Origin of the sequence: Paenibacillus sp. 2TAB19 (genome assembly GCF_052115185.1) — a bacterium.
GTDB lineage: Bacteria > Bacillota > Bacilli > Paenibacillales > Paenibacillaceae > Pristimantibacillus.
Map to the genome: position 1 here is coordinate 1 of NZ_JBFRGE010000025.1, position 18,287 is coordinate 18,287.

22 protein-coding genes are annotated in these 18,287 nt (G+C 50.1%); all 22 read right to left on the reverse strand.

The annotated features are described in order from the left end of the window. Positions 1-326, reverse strand: a 326-nt coding sequence (locus tag AB4Z33_RS13335; protein WP_442050381.1) for an aminotransferase class I/II-fold pyridoxal phosphate-dependent enzyme, incomplete at its 3' end; no start/stop codon positions are given. A 234-nt stretch (positions 327-560) separates the two neighbouring features. After that, positions 561-1,367: a tryptophan synthase subunit alpha gene (gene trpA, locus AB4Z33_RS13340; protein WP_337103458.1), complete on the reverse strand. Its 807-nt coding sequence runs from the start codon at positions 1,365-1,367 to the stop codon at positions 561-563. Further along, the gene (trpB, locus tag AB4Z33_RS13345) at positions 1,354-2,559 is read right to left on the reverse strand and encodes a tryptophan synthase subunit beta (RefSeq protein ID WP_442050382.1); all 1,206 of its coding nucleotides are present in this window, start codon (positions 2,557-2,559) and stop codon (positions 1,354-1,356) included. Before trpB ends, trpA begins: the two co-directional genes overlap by 14 nt. Then, positions 2,556-3,248, reverse strand: coding sequence for a phosphoribosylanthranilate isomerase (locus AB4Z33_RS13350; protein WP_442050383.1), 693 nt, complete (start codon positions 3,246-3,248; stop codon positions 2,556-2,558). The genes trpB and AB4Z33_RS13350 overlap by 4 nt, the downstream gene beginning before the upstream one ends. Next, complete coding sequence (gene trpC, locus AB4Z33_RS13355) at positions 3,245-4,045, reverse strand: indole-3-glycerol phosphate synthase TrpC (protein ID WP_442050384.1); 801 nt, start codon at positions 4,043-4,045, stop codon at positions 3,245-3,247. Before trpC ends, AB4Z33_RS13350 begins: the two co-directional genes overlap by 4 nt. After that, positions 4,035-5,087, reverse strand: coding sequence for an anthranilate phosphoribosyltransferase (gene trpD, locus AB4Z33_RS13360; protein ID WP_442050385.1), 1,053 nt, complete (start codon positions 5,085-5,087; stop codon positions 4,035-4,037). The genes trpC and trpD overlap by 11 nt, the downstream gene beginning before the upstream one ends. Beyond that, complete coding sequence (trpE, locus tag AB4Z33_RS13365; RefSeq protein WP_442050386.1) at positions 5,087-6,658, reverse strand: anthranilate synthase component I; 1,572 nt, start codon at positions 6,656-6,658, stop codon at positions 5,087-5,089. The genes trpD and trpE overlap by 1 nt, the downstream gene beginning before the upstream one ends. 396 nt (positions 6,659-7,054) lie before the next feature. Then, positions 7,055-7,423, reverse strand: a complete 369-nt coding sequence (gene aroH / locus AB4Z33_RS13370; protein ID WP_442050387.1) for a chorismate mutase — start codon at positions 7,421-7,423, stop codon at positions 7,055-7,057. Continuing rightward, a complete protein-coding gene (gene aroB / locus AB4Z33_RS13375; RefSeq protein ID WP_442050388.1) occupies positions 7,420-8,523 on the reverse strand; it encodes a 3-dehydroquinate synthase in 1,104 nt (367 codons plus the stop codon). Before aroB ends, aroH begins: the two co-directional genes overlap by 4 nt. Position 8,524: 1 nt before the next feature. After that, positions 8,525-9,694 (reverse strand): chorismate synthase, encoded by a 1,170-nt coding sequence (aroC, locus tag AB4Z33_RS13380; RefSeq protein WP_442050389.1) that lies wholly within the window; start codon positions 9,692-9,694, stop codon positions 8,525-8,527. A 288-nt stretch (positions 9,695-9,982) separates the two neighbouring features. After that, positions 9,983-10,159 (reverse strand): hypothetical protein, encoded by a 177-nt coding sequence (locus AB4Z33_RS13385; protein ID WP_442050465.1) that lies wholly within the window; start codon positions 10,157-10,159, stop codon positions 9,983-9,985. A gap of 67 nt (positions 10,160-10,226) precedes the next feature. After that, positions 10,227-11,006 (reverse strand): CheR family methyltransferase, encoded by a 780-nt coding sequence (locus AB4Z33_RS13390; RefSeq protein WP_442050390.1) that lies wholly within the window; start codon positions 11,004-11,006, stop codon positions 10,227-10,229. A 36-nt stretch (positions 11,007-11,042) separates the two neighbouring features. After that, complete coding sequence (ndk, locus tag AB4Z33_RS13395; protein ID WP_442050391.1) at positions 11,043-11,486, reverse strand: nucleoside-diphosphate kinase; 444 nt, start codon at positions 11,484-11,486, stop codon at positions 11,043-11,045. A 31-nt stretch (positions 11,487-11,517) separates the two neighbouring features. Then, entirely contained in the window at positions 11,518-12,492 is a 975-nt protein-coding gene (gene hepT, locus AB4Z33_RS13400) for a heptaprenyl diphosphate synthase component II (protein WP_442050392.1), read from the reverse strand. 8 nt (positions 12,493-12,500) lie between these two features. Continuing rightward, positions 12,501-13,349, reverse strand: coding sequence for a menaquinone biosynthesis protein (locus AB4Z33_RS13405; RefSeq protein WP_442050393.1), 849 nt, complete (start codon positions 13,347-13,349; stop codon positions 12,501-12,503). Next, a complete protein-coding gene (locus AB4Z33_RS13410) occupies positions 13,339-13,992 on the reverse strand; it encodes a UbiX family flavin prenyltransferase (protein WP_442050394.1) in 654 nt (217 codons plus the stop codon). The genes AB4Z33_RS13405 and AB4Z33_RS13410 overlap by 11 nt, the downstream gene beginning before the upstream one ends. After that, entirely contained in the window at positions 13,986-14,861 is an 876-nt protein-coding gene (locus tag AB4Z33_RS13415; protein ID WP_442050395.1) for a UbiA-like polyprenyltransferase, read from the reverse strand. Before AB4Z33_RS13415 ends, AB4Z33_RS13410 begins: the two co-directional genes overlap by 7 nt. Continuing rightward, the gene (locus AB4Z33_RS13420) at positions 14,858-15,574 is read right to left on the reverse strand and encodes a demethylmenaquinone methyltransferase (protein WP_442050396.1); all 717 of its coding nucleotides are present in this window, start codon (positions 15,572-15,574) and stop codon (positions 14,858-14,860) included. Before AB4Z33_RS13420 ends, AB4Z33_RS13415 begins: the two co-directional genes overlap by 4 nt. A gap of 8 nt (positions 15,575-15,582) precedes the next feature. Then, positions 15,583-16,458, reverse strand: a complete 876-nt coding sequence (locus AB4Z33_RS13425) for a heptaprenyl diphosphate synthase component 1 (RefSeq protein ID WP_442050397.1) — start codon at positions 16,456-16,458, stop codon at positions 15,583-15,585. Positions 16,459-16,629: 171 nt separating this feature from the next. Further along, positions 16,630-17,205, reverse strand: coding sequence for a hypothetical protein (locus AB4Z33_RS13430; RefSeq protein WP_442050398.1), 576 nt, complete (start codon positions 17,203-17,205; stop codon positions 16,630-16,632). A gap of 131 nt (positions 17,206-17,336) precedes the next feature. Beyond that, entirely contained in the window at positions 17,337-17,558 is a 222-nt protein-coding gene (gene mtrB, locus AB4Z33_RS13435) for a trp RNA-binding attenuation protein MtrB (RefSeq protein ID WP_442050399.1), read from the reverse strand. 219 nt (positions 17,559-17,777) lie between these two features. Continuing rightward, positions 17,778-18,053, reverse strand: coding sequence for an HU family DNA-binding protein (locus AB4Z33_RS13440; RefSeq protein WP_307201611.1), 276 nt, complete (start codon positions 18,051-18,053; stop codon positions 17,778-17,780). Positions 18,054-18,287 lie beyond the last annotated feature (234 nt).

Consider the following 18,287-nt stretch of genomic DNA (forward strand, 5'->3'; position numbering starts at 1 on the left):
ACATTATTCTTATGCTTGCGAGAGAATGCTCTCGCAAGCATAAGAATAATGTCGCTGGAGCCTGTTCCGAATATAATCTGATTCGGGTTGACGCCTAAGTGTTTGGCAAGCGCTTCTGTTAGCTCTACACTGGCGCCGTCGGGATAAATACTCACTTGATCAAGCTCAGCGATAGCGGCTGCTTTCGCTTTCGGAGAAGCACCAAACGGATTTTCATTCGAAGCGAGCTTAATAACCTCTTGTAGACCAAGCTCTCTCTTCACGTCTTCGATCGGCTTGCCCGGTTGATAAACGGGAAGATGAAGAATATTGCTTTTTGGCTGCATGCGCCGTTCACCTCTTTAGATATGGACTATAGTCTATGTGCTGTCATCCATTGTCTCATAATTTGAGCAGCTTTTAAAGCATTTTTACTGACAAACATTTTAGCGTCGACGCTTTAAAGCGGCACAAGGTATAGCAGTGAAACGATATACTTTCCTATATTTCAAAGAAGAGGCTGCCCTTAAGTCGCCTTAAGTGACAGCCTCTCTTAATGAGGGATATTCAACAATCGCTTATTAAGCCTTGAGACTTGCTACGAAATCGCCGATGGAACGCAATCCTTCTGCTTTCTTGTCGGCATCCTTCAGAAGCGGTAACGCATTTTCGATCGTGCGAACAATGGCGCTGCCGACGATTACGCCGTCAACCTGCTTCTCGAAGCGCTCTACCTGATCGCGGCTGGAAATGCCGAAGCCTACGGCAATCGGTAAATCCGTTGCCTCGCGTACAGTAGAGAGGAAATCATCGATGCCGCTATGGAAGTCAGCTCTGACTCCAGTTACGCCAAGCGAGGAGACGCAATAAACGAAGCCTCTCGCTTTACGGGAGATGCGTACGACTCGATCTTTGGAAGTAGGCGCGACAAGCGGTATAAGATGAACGTTAGCCGCTTCCGCAAGCGCGCGCACCTCTTCGTCCTCTTCAATCGGCAGATCAGGAATAATAAGACCGCTGATGCCTTTGCTCTGAACAAGCTCGAAGAAACGATCGAGTCCATATTGCAGCACCGGATTGAAGTAGGTGAACAAGATGAAAGGCAGCTTCACTCCCGCTTCCCTCGCTTGCTCGGCAATGTTAATGCAATCCACCAGCGTAATTCGGTTCTGAAGCGCTCGCTCGGAGGCGCGTTGAATGACAGGTCCATCTGCGAGCGGATCGGAGTAAGGAACGCCGAGCTCCACCATATCCGCTCCCGCATCTTCTAATGTCTTCAATATCTCTACCGAGGTTTCCAAATTGGGATCGCCCATCGTAAGGAATGGAATCAGCGCGGTACGGCCTTCGCTTCTCAGCTTCGCAAATACGTTATCAATGAGATTCATTCGGCGTGCCTCCCAAGTAACCCATAATCGCTTCTACGTCCTTATCTCCACGGCCGGATAAGCTAACGACAATCACTTTATCTTTGCCTAGCGTCGGTGCAAGCTTCATTGTCTGTGCAATGGCATGCGATGATTCTAGAGCTGGAATAATACCTTCTGTTCTTGACAGCAATTGAAGCGCCTCTAACGCCTCAGCGTCAGTTATCGGTACATACTCCGCACGTCCGGAATCTTTTAAGTAAGCGTGCTCAGGACCGATACCCGGGTAATCAAGTCCTGCAGAGATGGAATGAGCCGGCTGTACTTGACCGTGCTCGTCCTGCAGCACATAGCTGAGCGAGCCTTGGAATACGCCATGACGGCCTTTCGTCATCGTAGCCGCATGTTCTTCTGTCTCAACGCCGCGTCCTGCCGCCTCAACGCCAAGCAGCTTCACGCCGTCATCGCCTACGAACGGATAGAAGATACCCATCGCATTACTGCCGCCGCCTACTGCCGCAACGACATAATCAGGTAAACGGCCTTCTTCTTTAAGAATTTGCTCACGTGCTTCGTCGCCGATAATCCGTTGGAAGTCGCGTACCATCATCGGGTAGGGATGAGGTCCGGTAACCGATCCGAGAATATAATACGTATCGTCTACATGGCTTACCCAATAGCGCAGCGTTTCGTTGCATGCGTCCTTAAGCGTACGAGTGCCGGAGAGAACAGGCACAACCTCGGAGCCTAGCAGCTGCATACGGAATACGTTAAGCTGTTGGCGCTTCATATCCTCTTCGCCCATGAATACTTTGCATTCCAGCCCGAGTAAGGCAGCTACGGTTGCAGAAGCGACACCATGCTGTCCCGCACCAGTCTCAGCAATAATCTTCGACTTGCCCATCCGCTTGGCTAGCAAGCCTTGTCCGATCGTGTTATTGATTTTATGAGCGCCCGTATGGTTAAGATCTTCGCGCTTCAAATAAATTTTCGCGCCGCCGAGATGCTCGCTTAGCCGCTCCGCATAATACAACGAAGTCGGTCTGCCTGAATACTTGTGCAGCAGGTAACGAACTTCTTCTTGGAATTGCGCATCCTTCGAATAGTGCAAGTAAGCTTCCTCTAGCTCCAACAGCGCGTTCATGAGCGTCTCTGGAACGTAGCGGCCGCCGAACTTGCCATATCGGCCGTTCTCGTCTGGTACTTGAATCATGACTCCATCACCCTTCTTACGAATAATCGAATTTTCTCAATATCCTTCTGTCCTTCTGTCTCGACACCGCTTGACACATCTATTCCATCAGGAGCGTACTCATTCAACAGCTCCTGTACATTATCCGCATGAAGCCCACCGGCAATATAAAGCGGCAACTCTATTAATCGTGCGGCCGCAAGGTATTCCTTGATCGTCACCCAATCGAAGGTATGTCCGGTTCCGCCCCCGGCGGAATCAATAAGTATAGCATCAACAGACCCATTGTAAGGCGTTATGCGCTCAATAGCCGTTTGCGATAACTCAGATATATTATCCGTTGACGAAGGCTTCATACCGAGCGCTTTCCATACTTGTACGCGAAAGCGCTCCTTAATCACGCGGCATAAATCAGCGGATTCGTCGCCGTGAAGCTGCACGATATCAAGCCGGGCAATCGAGAGTACGTTATCGAGCTCCTCAAGCGTTGGGTTAACGAACACGCCGGCTGATTTCGGCCGCTCGCCGCCTCTAGCCGTTAACCGGTTCGTCGATTCGATCAGCGCTGCCGCCGACTCCGGCGTCACCTGCCGCTTACTCTTCGCGAACACGAATCCGATCTCGTTAATAGGCAAGCCGTCCATCGCTTCAATCGTTGCGATATCCTTAAGTCCGCATATCTTGATATGCGGCAACTTTTTGCCGGTCATCGCACCGTCACCGCACCCATAAGATCGTGAACAGAGCCAGCGACATCATCGTGGCGCATGAAATGCTCGCCAATCAATACGCCATGCGCGCCGATGGACTGCAAGTAATCCATATCCGCCCTGCCGGCTATGCCGCTTTCGCTTATGACCGTAACATCCTTCGGCATCATGCCGATAAGCGCCTCCGTCGTACGAAGATCAGTAACGAATGATTTTAAATCACGATTATTAATGCCGATCAGCTTCGCTTTATCCAGCTCCAGCACAAGCTCCAGCTCTTCGCGGTTATGAACCTCTACCAATACATCTAGACCTATCGATTTTGCGATATCGTGCAGCTCGCCCAACGATTCCTTCGTTAGAATCGCTGCGATCAGCAAGATGGCATCCGCTCCAATAACGCGAGCTTCATATACTTGGCGATAATCGATAGTAAAGTCTTTGCGCAGCAAAGGCAGTCCGACAACCGAGCGGATCGCGCTCAAATATTCATTGGCGCCTTGAAAATAATCCCGATCGGTCAGTACCGATATGCAGTCAGCGCCTGTGGTTTCATAAGCCAAAGCCAGCTCAGTCGGATTAAAGTCTGAACGGATAAGTCCTTTCGAAGGCGATGCCTTCTTCACTTCGGCAATCAATCCCATTGAACGATTGCGCACGCCAGCGCTCAATGCGCGCTCGAATCCTTTGCAGCTTGGCAGCTCCTCAATCCGCTTCTCATATTCGGACAATGAGAACGCAGCGCCTAGCGCTTCAACCTCTACCTTTTTCGTAGCAACTATTTTATCAAGAAACATGAGCCAGCTCTCCTGTCGTTTGAATTAGCTGTTCGAGCTTACGCTCAGCTTTGCCTGAATCGATCACTTCGGCTGCGATGGACGCGCCTTCGCGCAACGACTCTGCAAGTCCGCCTACGTAGATGCACGCTCCTGCGTTCGCGAGTACGATATCGCGGTAGGCGCCGCGTTCATCACCATTGAATATGGAACGGATTATACCTGCATTGACAGCAGGCTCCCCGCCCAGCACATTCTCGATCGCCCACCGTTTAAGCCCGATTTCCTCCGGAGTTAGATCATAGGTGCGGACGCTGCCATCCTTCAATTCGGATATTTGCGTCGGTGAGGAAATACTGATTTCGTCCAGTCCATCATGACTGCTGACGACTAGCGCACGCTTAAGACCAAGATCCTTCATCACTTCAGCTACCGTCGATGTGCGCGAACGGTCGTATAGACCGAGCAGTTGACGATCTGCGCCTGCCGGATTCGTTAACGGACCCAACATATTGAAGATCGTCCGAATACCAAGCTCTCGGCGAGGGGCAGCGGCATGACGAAGCGATGGATGATAGTGCTGCGCGAACATGAAGCAGATTCCGATCTTCTCCAAGCAGGCTGCTGCCTGTTCTGGCGAAATCCCTATTTGAACGCCCAGCGCTTCCAACACATCAGCGCTTCCGGTCTTGCCGGACATCGCACGGTTGCCGTGTTTGGCAACGCGAATGCCGGACGCCGCCGCAATAATGGATGATGCCGTAGAAATATTGAATTTATGGATGCCTGAGCCGCCCGTACCGCATGTGTCGAGCAAGCCGTCCTGATCCGTCTGAACATGGCTCGAATGGGAACGCATAACCTCGGCGAATCCCGTAATTTCGTCCTTCGTTTCCCCCTTGATGCGCATTGCCGTTACGACGCCTGCGATCTGGGCAGCGGTGGCTTCCCCGTTCATAATGATGCTCATGACCGACCTTGCTTGCTCGCGAGTGAGGTCCGTCCCCTCAATCAATGATCGCAGCGCGTGCTGCATCGAGTACATTTCCGTTTGCTGCGTCATTACCGAGTCAACCCCTCTCTTGTTTCCACATCGTAATCCGTATTCACCGACTGATATAAACCCGCGTTGCCGCTTGGCTTCGCGAAGATCGCTTCCGCTGCGCGTATCGCCTTCAACATCGCTTTCGCTTTATTAACGGTCTCCATATATTCGCTCTCTGGAACCGAATCCCATACGATTCCCGCTCCGGCTTGAACGTACGCTTTGCCGTGCTTGAATATAATGGTCCGAATCGTAATACACGTATCCATCGTTCCACCGAAGCCCAAGTAACCGATCGCTCCCGCATATGCTCCCCGCGCTTCGTTCTCCAGCTCTGCAATAATTTCCATTGCTCTTAGCTTTGGCGCGCCCGACACCGTGCCTGCCGGCAAGCAAGAAAGAAAAGCGTCGAAGAAATCTTTATCCTTATGGAGCTTGCCGGATACGTTCGATACGATGTGCATGACATGCGAGTACCGCTCGATTTCCATAAACGAATCGCATTTGACCGTGCCGAACTCCGATACGCGTCCAATATCGTTCCGTCCAAGATCGACAAGCATAAGATGCTCGGCCCGTTCCTTCTCATCGGCTAGAAGCTCCCGCTCGTACGCCAAATCCTCTTCCGGCGTTTTGCCTCGCGGCCTTGTTCCGGCAATCGGCCTTGTCTCCAGCTTATCGCCGCTCACCTTCACCAACGCTTCTGGCGATGTGCCGACAATGACTTCCTCGCCCATCTTCAAGTAATACATGTAAGGCGATGGATTCATCGTCCGCAGGACGCGATACACGTGAAGCGGATCGATGTCCGTCTCAATGCTGAACCGCTGCGAAAGCACCACTTGGAATATGTCGCCCGCTCGAATATATTCTTTGGCCTTCTCGATATTGGCGATGAATTGCTCCTTCGTCACATTCGACTGAATATCGCCCAGCTCATGATCCGTGGAGATCGCCTGGCCCGTCGTAACCGGTGTAGCGGCAGGCTTCTTCAACCGCTCAATTGTCGCTTCAATCTTGGCAACAGCAGCCGCATAAGCTATCGCAATATCATCATCCGTAGCGCCTTCTCTGACGTGAACATTGCCTATCACTTGAAGCTGCTGCTTGAAGTGGTCGAAAGCAATAATTTGATCGCAGAACATGAATTGCATATCGTTCATTTGCAGATCATCTATCCGATGAGCTGGCAGCTTCTCGTAATACTGCAACAGATCATAGCCGAAAAATCCGATGGCTCCTCCCGTGAATGGAGGCAGATCCGCAATTGCCGGACTGCGGAAGGAGCGAAGCCGCGCTTTGAGCAGCTCGATCGGCTTGTCGCGGAGCGTTTGCTTCTCTCCGTTATGCTCGAGCACCATCTCCCCGTTTTTACCGTAAAGCATCATGAACGGATCGGTGCCGATAAACGAATGGCGCGCCCATTTCACGCCGCCTTCTACACTTTCCAGCAGAAACGAGTATTCTTCCTTCGCGAAATGCTGGAATAGTCTGATTGGCGTTTCCGTATCGGCCATCATATAGCGCACGATCGGAATCAGATTGAATTGGCTGGCGAGACGGGTCACTTGCTGCAGCTCGGTTGACATTGGAACGACCTCCATTGGGGATGAAATAGTTAATAAAAATAAAAAAGCTCCTGCCGCAGCAGGAGCGTTGAATGTAGATGATAGCGAAAGTGTGCAGTAATAAAGAAGCTACTCATTGTATAGGAAAATACAGCTCCGCCATGACGCTAAAGCCACTTGATCTGAACGAATCAGAACTGAGCTATGCGTATGCAAAACGATCGTAATTCCCTATGTCCCCTCGGGACGCTCTTCTCTAACCTGCTCTTAACTGGGCTCGACTCATCTAGGCTCAACTGTAAAACCTGCTCTGACTATTCTCACTTACGATCTTCAATATACAACAACTTACGACTTCCCGTCAACCGATGAATATGCCGTACATTAAAGTTTATTAGACGCTTCAGCAGCTCTTCTTTACGACTGCGATAGGTCAGGACGAAGCACGCTGGCTCCGCCTAAATAGACATGCTTAATGTCTGCTAGGCCTTTGTCCGTATTAATAAGGAGCATGAAGCGTATGCACTTCTCTAGACTTCCCTTTACCGGAACCTCAAGCGCGCACATCAGCGGCACAAGCTCCCACCCGCTCGTTTCGCGAATCGCTTTGGCAGGGAACGCTTCATCCAAATCATTCGTTACCGTTATGAAAATACTGCAAACATCGTCCGGAACGATACCATTCTCGGTTATCATAGTGTGAAGCAGCTCTAATGTTGCATCCAGCACCTGTTGTTTGTCGTTAATCTCGACCGTTATCGCACCTCGAATACCTCTTACGCTCATTGCAGCTCTGCCTCCTGTTTCAGTTGTTCAACGATCTCACGCACCCATGATACGGGAACGTCCTTCACGATATCGACTTTGCCAATGGCTGTCGGTACGACGAATACCATCGTACCTTCCTTGAACTTCTTGTCATGCATCATCGCATCCATAATCGCGTCAACGTCATAATGCTCCGGAAGTCGAACCGGCAGGCCGCAGGCGGACAACACACGCTTCGTCGTCGTGTACACTTCTTCGTCGGCACCATATTTCAGCCCAAGCTTGGCCGATCCGATCATGCCGATCGAGATCGCTTCGCCATGAAGCAGCTCTCCGTATCCTGCAACGGCTTCCAACGCGTGGCCGATCGTATGGCCAAGATTCAATATCGCCCGCAGATCGTTCTCGCGTTCATCCTGCGAGACGACCGCCGCTTTCACGCTGCTGCCTTTGTACAGCGCATAGCCAAGCGTATCGGGATCTAGGGCCAGCAGCTTCTCTGCATTCGCCTCGCACCATTCCACGAAACCGGCATCCCAGATGAATCCATGCTTAACGACTTCAGACAAGCCGGCGCTTACTTCTCTTGGAGGAAGCGTCTGCAGCGTTTGCAGATCGTAAAGGACAAGCTCCGGTTGATGGAAAGCTCCGATAATGTTTTTGGCAAGCGGATGATTAACCGCAACTTTGCCGCCTACGCTGCTGTCGTGTGCTAGAATCGTCGTTGGCACTTGTACAAACTTAACGCCTCGCATATATGATGCTGCTACGAAGCCAGCTAGATCGCCGACAACGCCGCCGCCGAGCGCTACGATCGCTGAATTGCGATCAAGACCCGCTTCAAGCGCTTTCCCGACCAGCATGCCGAGCATAGCCAGCGACTTAGAGCTCTCGCCTGCCTCAACGACCGCACTGACAACGCTGAAGCCCCCATCTTTCAAGGATTGCTCTAGAGCCGCAAGATGACGACTAGCGACATGCTCGTCGGTGATGATCATAAGCGGTGATTTCTTGCTGATGCCATGCTTGATGAAATAGGAGGAAGCTTCGCCAATCAGACCTTCTCCTATATAGATCGGATAAGAGCGTTCACCTAATTCAACCGTAAGTTCTCTCATATTAGTAACGCTCCAATTGCGCTTGATAGCTGTTAACGTTGGCGCGAATCTCTTCAATGGAATCGCCGCCGAATTTCTCTAGGAACGCCTTCGCGACTTCCCATGCGACGACATGCTCCATAACGACACTCGCCGCAGGCACGGCACAGCTGTCCGAACGCTCCACTTGCGCAGTGAACGGCTCTTTCGTATCAATGTCTACGCTGCGAAGCGGCTTGTATAAAGTAGGAATCGGCTTCATGACGCCGCGAACAACGATCTGTTCGCCATTGGTCATGCCGCCCTCGAATCCGCCCAGGCGGTTAGTTGCGCGATGATAGCCGCGCTCCTCGTTGTACATGATTTCATCATGTACCTGCGAGCCGCGAAGCTTAGCCGCTTCAAAGCCGATGCCGATCTCGCAGCCTTTGAATGCGTTGATCGATACGACTGCTTGCGCAATGCGACCGTCAAGCTTGCGGTCGTATTGCACATGGCTGCCAAGGCCGATAGGTACGCCTTCGATAATGCACTCGACGATACCGCCAATGGAATCGCCTTCCGCTTTTATCTGATCGATATAAGCAGTCATCTTCTCTTCCGTTTCCTTATCCACAACGCGTACGGACGATTCCTCCGTCAATCGGATCAGCTCGTCGACCGAGAGATCGTTAGCTGGCGCTTCAATCTCGCCGATGCGAATGACTTGTCCGGCAACCTTAATGCCGAATTCAGCCAACAGCTGACGAGCAACAGCGCCCACGGCAACCCGGGCCGCCGTCTCGCGAGCGCTTGAACGTTCCAGCACGTTGCGCAAATCCTTCAAGTTGTATTTCAATCCGCCGTTCAGGTCGGCATGACCTGGCCGCGGTCTATGTACACGGCGCTTCTCTTCATCGCTGCCTTCAATCGGCTCGATATTCATCACGCTCGTCCAGTGCTTCCAGTCGTTGTTCTCAACGACGAGCGCTACCGGCGCGCCAGTTGTCTTGCCGTGGCGTACGCCGCCCACAATGTTCGCAGTGTCCTTCTCGATCTGCATGCGGCGACCGCGCCCATGACCTTTCTGGCGGCGATGGAGTTGAAAGTTAAGTTCCTCAAAGTCGATTTTTAAATTGCTTGGAAGTCCTTCAATAATTGCGGTTAATTGCGGACCGTGGGTTTCTCCCGCTGTCAAATAACGTAAACTCAAGACCAAGCTCCTCCTTCAAAGCAAGCATTTTTGCACTTGCTCGTCTATAACTCTATCTCGCATGAGCCTCAACATCTTTGCTCATTATAGTACAGCCCATAAGGTTTGACAAGAAATCGACAGGCCTCAAAGGCAATATTTCAACAAAGATTTAAAGCGTCAACGCAGTATCGGACAAAAGCAACCGAAATAAAGAAAAATGGACACAAAAAAACTGGCAACATGCTTGTCTATCAAGCGTGTTGCCAGTTTTCTCTTCACTGCTGCTAAACGATCATGAGTTGATATTCATCTAATCATCTGCTTCGACCGCTGTAGCACAGCCTCAGGCATAAGCCGTGGGTCATCAACAAGCCGGACCATTTGGCCGCTGTCAACGCCGATGATTTGCGCGCACTCTTGAATCGATATCAAGCCTCGCCGATAAGCAGCGATTACTTTGCGCTTGTCCACTCTTCTCATCAACCTCCAAATCGCTCCGATTATGATTAGTATTGGAGAAGATGGAAAACGGTATACATGATCTCTAAAGTTAAACGCGCCGGTAGAAGAATGTATCCGCCGTTTCGAAGCCGTATTGCGCCGGGGAGAAGATTTGCTCCGTGCTGCCGACGAACAGCAGACCACCCGGTTTCAGTGCTTTTGCAAATTTATGATACAATAAGTGCTTGGCTTCCTCGGTAAAATAAATCATAACATTGCGGCATACAATGAGGTCGAACGAGCTGTCAAACGTATCATGCAGCAAATTTTGCTGCTTGAACTGAATGAATTGCTTAAGTTGATCCGAGATGAGATATGCTCCGTCCTGCTGCTTGAAGTATTTTTGCCTGCAAGCCGGCGGCACATCGCGCAGCGAACGCTCCAGGTAGCTGCCCTCCATCGCCTTCTTTAGAACATTGCTGTCCAGATCGGTAGCCAGCAGGCTTGTCTTGCCGATTGCCCCCAGCTCTGAGAGCATCATGGCTAGCGTGTAAGGCTCTTCACCCGTCGAGCATGCGGCACTCCATACCTTCAGCCTTGCATTGTTCTTAAGCATTTCAGGGAAAAATCGATTCTGGAGCACATCCCAGCGCGAAGGGTTGCGCCAAAACTCGGAGACGTTGATCGTCATCCGATCCAGAAACTCATTGAGCATGCTGCGATTCTGCTCGATTGCTTTCCAGTAGTCCTCGAAGGTCGCATATCCGTGCTTCATTCGCAGCGTCGTTAACCTGCGCTTCATTTGAGCTTCCTTGTATTGCGATAGATCAATATCGGTCTTTTGCTTAATCCGGGTAACAAACAACGTGAAATCTTGGTCGTCTGACATAAGTCCCTCCGGTGCAAGCGGCAACTAGGCTATTATCTACACCCACCGCTGAATGGTATGCTCGTAATCGACTAACTCATCTGGCTTAAAGAAGATTCCCATTTCACGTATGGCATTCTCGGCAGAGTCCGAGCCGTGAATGAGATTGAAGTTCGTATGTACGGCAAAATCGGAACGTATCGTTCCTGGCGCTGCGTCAAGCGCATCGGTCTTGCCAATAAGCGCGCGCGATAACGCGATGACATTATCACCTTGCCATACCATGGCGAATACAGGACCCGATGTTATGAATTCAAGCAGCGGCTCATAGAACACTTTGCCTTTGTGCTCGGCATAGTGAATCTCCGCCAGCTCGCGTGGGATAATCATAAATTTGGCTGCAGCTAGCTGTAGTCCTTTTCTCTCGAGTCTCGATACGATTTCACCGATCAAACCGCGTTGAACGCCATCTGGCTTAATCATCAGAAATGTTTTTTCCATGGCTAGTCAGTCCTTTCAGCACCGCTTTGGTTTAATAATTACGTTTGCCTACGAAATGAGCAATGTCGGCTAAGTTTTTCTTCGCCGCAATATTCGGCAATCCTTCTAAAGCAGCCAACGCTTTATTTATATATCGGCTCGCAAGCTGATCTGCTTGAGCGACACCGTCGCTATTGCGAATCATTTCAATTGCGCGGCTCGTATCCGATACGCTGCCGCTCTCTCGGATAAGTACAAGCTCGCGACTCAGCGCTTCTTGAATCCGCTTTTCATTCAAAGCTAGTATAACCGGCAGCGTAATATTTCCTTGCCTCATATCCGAGCCCGGCGGCTTGCCGATCTGCTTCTCCGTACCAAGAAGATCAAGAAGATCATCCCTAATTTGGTAAGCCATACCTACATTATACCCAAATCTGTACAATTTGTTCGCCGTTTCACGATCGGCCTTGGAGGCTACAGCGCCGAGTTGGCAGCTGATCGCGATCAACAGCGCTGTTTTTCTCCGTATACGCAGGAAATAGTCGCGAACCGACTGCTCCATGTTGAAGAAGTCGCGTATTTGCTCCATCTCGCCTACACACATCTGCACCATCGCTTTGGACAAGATTTGGTGGATGACCGGATTTGTCAGCTTAGTCGCAAGCGTCAGTGCTTTGCCATATATATAATCGCCGGTATACATCGCAATTCGGTTATCCCATTGGGATTTAACCGTTAGTCGACCTCGCCTGGTCTCCGCATCGTCGATAACATCGTCATGCACGAGGGAGGCCATATGAATGAGCTCCAACGGAACGGCGATATTCTTCATTACTTCCAAGCTGTAATTGCCGAACTTACCTGAAAGCAGTACGAAAATGGGGCGAATGCGCTTGCCGCCTGCCTTGAGCAGATGTACCGAAGCTTCGCTAAGCAGCGCATGGTCCGTCGTTACGGTGCGCTCCAGTTCTTGTTCGATTTGATTCAAATCGCCTTTCATCTTTGCATACAAGTCTAGTAGTTTCATTCTTTCACCTATTGGGCAGATTGGTCTTCAAAAAAAGTAAACTCGACGTCCCTCGCCAGCAGTCCAAGTTGCTTCGCATAGCGGAAATACAGGGCTAAACCTTCTTGCAGCTTGCTGCCAAAATCATATTGCAGAGAATGAAAATACATATCCCAATAAGCGGCGTCTCCGCCGAGCTGCTTGCAGGCTTGCCGAATTAACGGTTCTAGATGATTTTGGTTATGCTGCTTACACTTAAGAATAGCATCATATGCTGCTTGTACAGCTTCAGGGTTCGAGTGGATAACTTCCTTGCGCGCAGCGACGACCGCATACGTCATACCAAGTCCTGTCCACTCATTCCATAGACGGCCAAGATCAATCACATGCAGCCCTTGTTCGTTCCACGAAGCATGGATCGCAGGATCGCCGATCAATAACGCCGCATCAGCATCCCGAAGCATCTCCTCAAGTCTTGGCTCGGCCGTTACATACGAAGGCGAGCATTCGTAATACATTTCCATTAAAATTTTCAATAAATTAACGGACGTTGCCGATGTTGACGTGACGGCAATCGTAGACGGCCGCTTCAATTCGAGCGGCTCTTTAAGGAACAACAGGATCGAATGGACAGGTCCAGTCGATCCAACGGATAATTGCGGAAGCAGCATATAGCTCTCCGAATGCAAGCCATAGGAATAAGAGGATATGGCCGATATATCTAGCTCGCCCGCCTGCAGCAATCGATTCAGCTCTGCAGGATAGCGGGAAATGCTCTCATAATTCACATGGCCTGCGAACGACTCCAATTGATGAAAGAGCGGCCATGCATTCGCATAATCAATTGTGCCGATGGTAATTGGGCGATTATAGCCCATTGTACTCATCTCCCCATCTTCGATACAAATCATGATCAATATCTGCCTGATCGAGCACCTTTCCTACGAGGAAATCAATCATTTGCTCCATCGATTGCGGTTTATAGTAAAAAGCCGGCATAGCAGGTACGATACGCACCCCTAATTTGGCCAGTGTAAGCATATTTTCCAAATGAATCGCGTGGAGCGGCGTTTCTCTTGGCACAATCAGCAGTTTGCGGCCTTCCTTCAGCATAACATCAGCCGCTCTCGTCATCAAATCATCGGATATGCCGTGAGCGATCGAAGCAAGCGTCCCCATCGAGCAGGGCATGATCATCATGCCCTCTACTCGGAACGAGCCGCTTGCGATGCTGGCGCCAATGTCTGCATTCGGATGAAAAACAAGCCTTCCATCCGTCAGACTGGCTCCGAAGCAAGCTTCCAAAGCCGCTTGCCTGCGCGTCGTTTCCCAACCGAGCTCTTCCTTCAATACGCGCCAGCCCGCTTCCGTAATGACAAGATGCACGTCAAAGCCGCTGACGATCAGCTCTTGAATGAGCCGAATGCCATAAATCGAGCCGCTTGCACCCGTAATGCCGACAATCCATCTGCGCCTGCGGGGAGACGATTTATGACTTGAAGGCGTATCTAGCGCTACCATTGCTTAAGCACCAACAAATCGAAGATCGTGAAAGCAAATAATACGACGCTAAGCGTACCGTTCATACCGAAGAAAGCAGTCTGCACGCGTGACAGATCATTAGGCCGCACGAGCCAATGCTGGTAGAACAGCAGCGAGATAGACACAATCGTTCCAACCAAGTACGCCCAGCTTAATTCCGTCATCATGAATAGCATAATAAAGCCGATCGCGGTCACCATATGCAAAATACGGGCAAACCATAACGCGCCGGCAAGACCGAATCGCGCCGGTATGGAATGCAGGCCTGCTCCACGGTCATAATCGAAATCTTGTGTAGCGTACACAATATCGAACCCTGCAATCCACAGGGCGACAGTCGCATACAGCAGCCATGCCGCCGGATCGAAGTGCCCCGTTACGGCTACCCATGCGCCAAGCGGCGACAAACCGATTGTGAAACCAAGCACAAGGTGGCACAGCCAAGTAAATCGTTTCGTATACGAATACAAAACGAGCAGTGCAACCGCAATAGGCATAAGCTTCAGCGCAATCGGCTGCAAGTTAGCCGCAGCGATGAACATGAGTACGAGTGAAACAACAATAAAAATAATGACTTCTGCCGATTTCAATAATCCGGCTGGCAGCGCCCGTTTCTCGGTTCGCGGGTTGCGAAGATCGATCGCCTTGTCAATGACGCGGTTAAGCCCCATAGCGGCGCTTCGCGCGCCGAACATCGCAAGCGTAATCCAACCGATCTCTTCCCATGAAGGAAGACGCTGTTCCATTGCAACAGCGCCCAAGATTGCTCCCATAAAGGCGAACGGCAAAGCAAATATCGTATGCTCAAACTTAATCATTTCAAGAATAATGCCTATTTTGCGAATCATTGACGCTTCTTCTCCTTTGTCCCCATATGCAACGCTGCAACTCCGCCGGTCAGCGGATACGCGTTCACGCTTTGCAAGCCCGCCTTCTCGAACAGCTTAACGAGCTGCTTCGCATCTGGAAACACTTTAAGCGATTCCGGAAGCCACTTGTATTCATCGAATCGTTTCGCCACCAGCTTGCCCATTAACGGCAAAATTTGACCGAAGTACAAGTTGTACATCGCTTTGAACGGCTGCCAAGTCGGCTTGGAAACTTCCAAGCATACGACCATGCCTCCTGGCTTCACAACGCGTTCCATTTCCTTCAGCACTTGCAGGAAATCGGGACAATTGCGAAGTCCGAAGCCGATTGTTGCATAATCGAATTGATTGTCCTCGAACGGCAAGCTCATCGCATTGCCTTGTACCAGCTTAATCTGTTTGCTAAGTCCTTGCTTGTCCACTTTCGCAGCGCCTACATCGAGCATGTTTTGGCTGAAATCAAGACCAATAATTTCACCCGATACGCTTGCCTCAGCCAGCGCTATCGTCCAATCGCAGGTGCCGCAGCATAGATCGATTGCAGTCTGCCCCGGTTGCATGTTCATCTTCTTCATCGTAAACTTCCGCCAAGCCTTATGCCTGCGGAAGCTAATCAAGTCATTCATCATATCGTACTTCGGCGCAACACGCTCGAATACGCCATGAACATGACTCTTAGAGTTCGCATCCATTTTGTCTTTCACCTCGTCTCGTGAAGGGCCGGTGTTCTGCCCGCCGCTCTGTTCAGCATTTCTTCCAAGATCCGAATCGGCTCATTATTCATGAAATCCGGATCCAGCTTCGCAGTAATCGTACGTACCATCTCAGCAGCCAAGTTAAGCTTAGCCGTCAGCTTACCGTGAATATCGTATTTGTTAACGAGCTCGTATACCCGTTCCGAATCGATTAGCGATTCCGTCAACAGCGCGCGTTCTGACTCCGTGCCGTCTTGCAATACATGCCAGTAGGCCCAGCTATGCTCGAAATTCGAGGCGTCATTCAAACACTCAATCTCTTCTAGAATAACCTCACAACGCGTAAGTGCAACCAGCAGATCCTGCCATGCTCGCGACTGTTCGACATCCATCAACGCTGTGAACGACTGGAACAGCTCGCTGCGAATCTGAGTCATACCGCTCAAATAATCAGTTGCTGTAAGTTTCATTTGCTTCATTCTCATGTAAAGAATCGTCTTAAGACGATTCACTTCGCATACTGCTTCGCTTAGAATCGCAATCATTTCTATTTGCCCTGCTTGCGCGAGCAACTGGTAAAAAATACTGCTGAAGTAGTCGCCTGCAAGCACCTTAAGCTGCTTGGCACGCATGTCACTCTCTGCACGCTGCGTAGAATCAGCGTCGTTATTAATCCGATCATGGGTATCCATTCCGAGTTGAACAAGCGAAGCGACTAGCGTATACAGCTCGCTATGCTTCTCATACACTTGCCCGCGAATGAGGAAAGAATGAAGCAATTGCAGCCTTGGATGCGCAAGCGCAGGCAGATCCGTATGAATCTGGATCATGTCGTATTCGGTATATTTGCTTGCAATGGATGGTATTCGATACGATTTCATGGGGAAGCCTCCGAACAGAGAAGCGCAACAATCGCCGCTCAATAATCTAAACTATTATAGCACAACTTTTTTAAAGAGCATACGATTGCAACAAACGTAACCGACAATCGCTGTCGATTGGCGGTTACAACTTACCGTTTGACGGTCAATATGTACTTGAACAAAGCAGATTTAATAAGCCGTGTCTTTCGCACGCTCGACGGAATAACTCGAAACGCGGCCCAATCGTTCTTCCCACGCAGCTGTAAAGCTAACTCTCAGCCTCTTCCTCCATCGCTCATCATGAACAGGATCCGCGTAACGCAAGGCATCAAGCTCTGTATCCAGCCAGCTATCTGTCTTACGTACGTCTACGGCCGCTAACAGCCTAGGCTCCTGCGGGGTGTCTTCTACGATCCTGACTAGCACGCGCTTCACGTTCTCCAATTGCAGGAACGATACGCGCAGCAGCTTCTCCACATCGGAGAACCAAGAGGCCGGTCTCCCCTCTTCCGCGTTGACTTTAAGATCAATCGACAAGATCGCGTTATGCCAGTCGGCTTTTTTGATCCGTTCGTTCAATTGAGCGCTGATGAGCACATCAACCAAATTTTGATTGGACAGGCGTGCGACAGGTGCAGGGTGGAATACCGCGACTTCCCCTCGCTCCTTAGCGGTTTTCCATATATGATGCGGAAGCGCTGAGAATAACAGCGTAAGCGCAATAGTAGCTAAACATGCGGTTAACAGCGGTTTGCTGATTCGCATCGGACACCTCCCGTTATTGCTTGCATACATCATGTGTATGTATTCATTGTACGAGCAAGTCTGTCCGATTATTCAACCGCTATTGTTGTTCCGCATGAAAAAAAGCAGGCTATGCCTGCTCCGCGCATTGCTTATTGGTCTGTTTCTACCGTACCGTACTTCGTCATCACTATCGCTTTGCCGCGAATCTTGATTGCAGATGTATGATCGGTAAACTGACAAATCAATACTTCATTCCGATCCAGCTTTTCCGTATGATGAAATTTTGTATCTTGCCCTCGAGTCAGGCCGATGACATTCACGCCCTGCTCCTTAGCCTTGATTACAATATAATCTCCGCCTGTAGGTTCCATCGTCTTCCCTCCGCATCTATCAATTCCGTAATTCTTAATGCATACAAAGTTATGTAGACTTTCTTCAAGTGAATTATAGTTGATGAGACTCAAATGTGCAATGATACGGATTGTTTCAATTGTCTCTACGAACGAGAATACGCCTAGGCGAGACCGCCCAGGCGTATACGTAACGAATAAGTATCGGATAAGGAGGTAACAGGTACATCCTTAACTTATTTAATTGGATACAAGGTCTTTGAGAGATTTGCCCGGTTTGAAGGCAGGCATTTTGCTGGCAGCGATTTCGATCGGATCTCCCGTTTGCGGGTTGCGTCCTTTTCTCGCTTGGCGCTCGCGCACCTCAAAGTTTCCGAATCCTACCAGTTGCACTTTGTCTCCGCTTTGCAGCGCATCGGAAATCGCATCAAAAACGGCATCTACCGCTTTGGTTGCATCCTTCTTCGACAGGTCTGTCAATTCAGCGACTTTAGCAATCAAATCTGTTTTGTTCATGGTTTCACCTCCTTAAAGTTTTGCGAAGCAAAACTACTTCGAAAGCATACGCTTAGTTTTGCGAAGCAAAACTACTTCGAAAGCATACGCTTAGTTTTGCGAAGCAAAACTACTTCGAAAGCATACGCTTAGTTTGCGTAGCAAACTACTTCGTAAGCATCAAACATATCTTATCCCTCTTATTAACGGAAAACTTCAAAAATATACCTTTTGACCGAACAAACCTATAGTAAT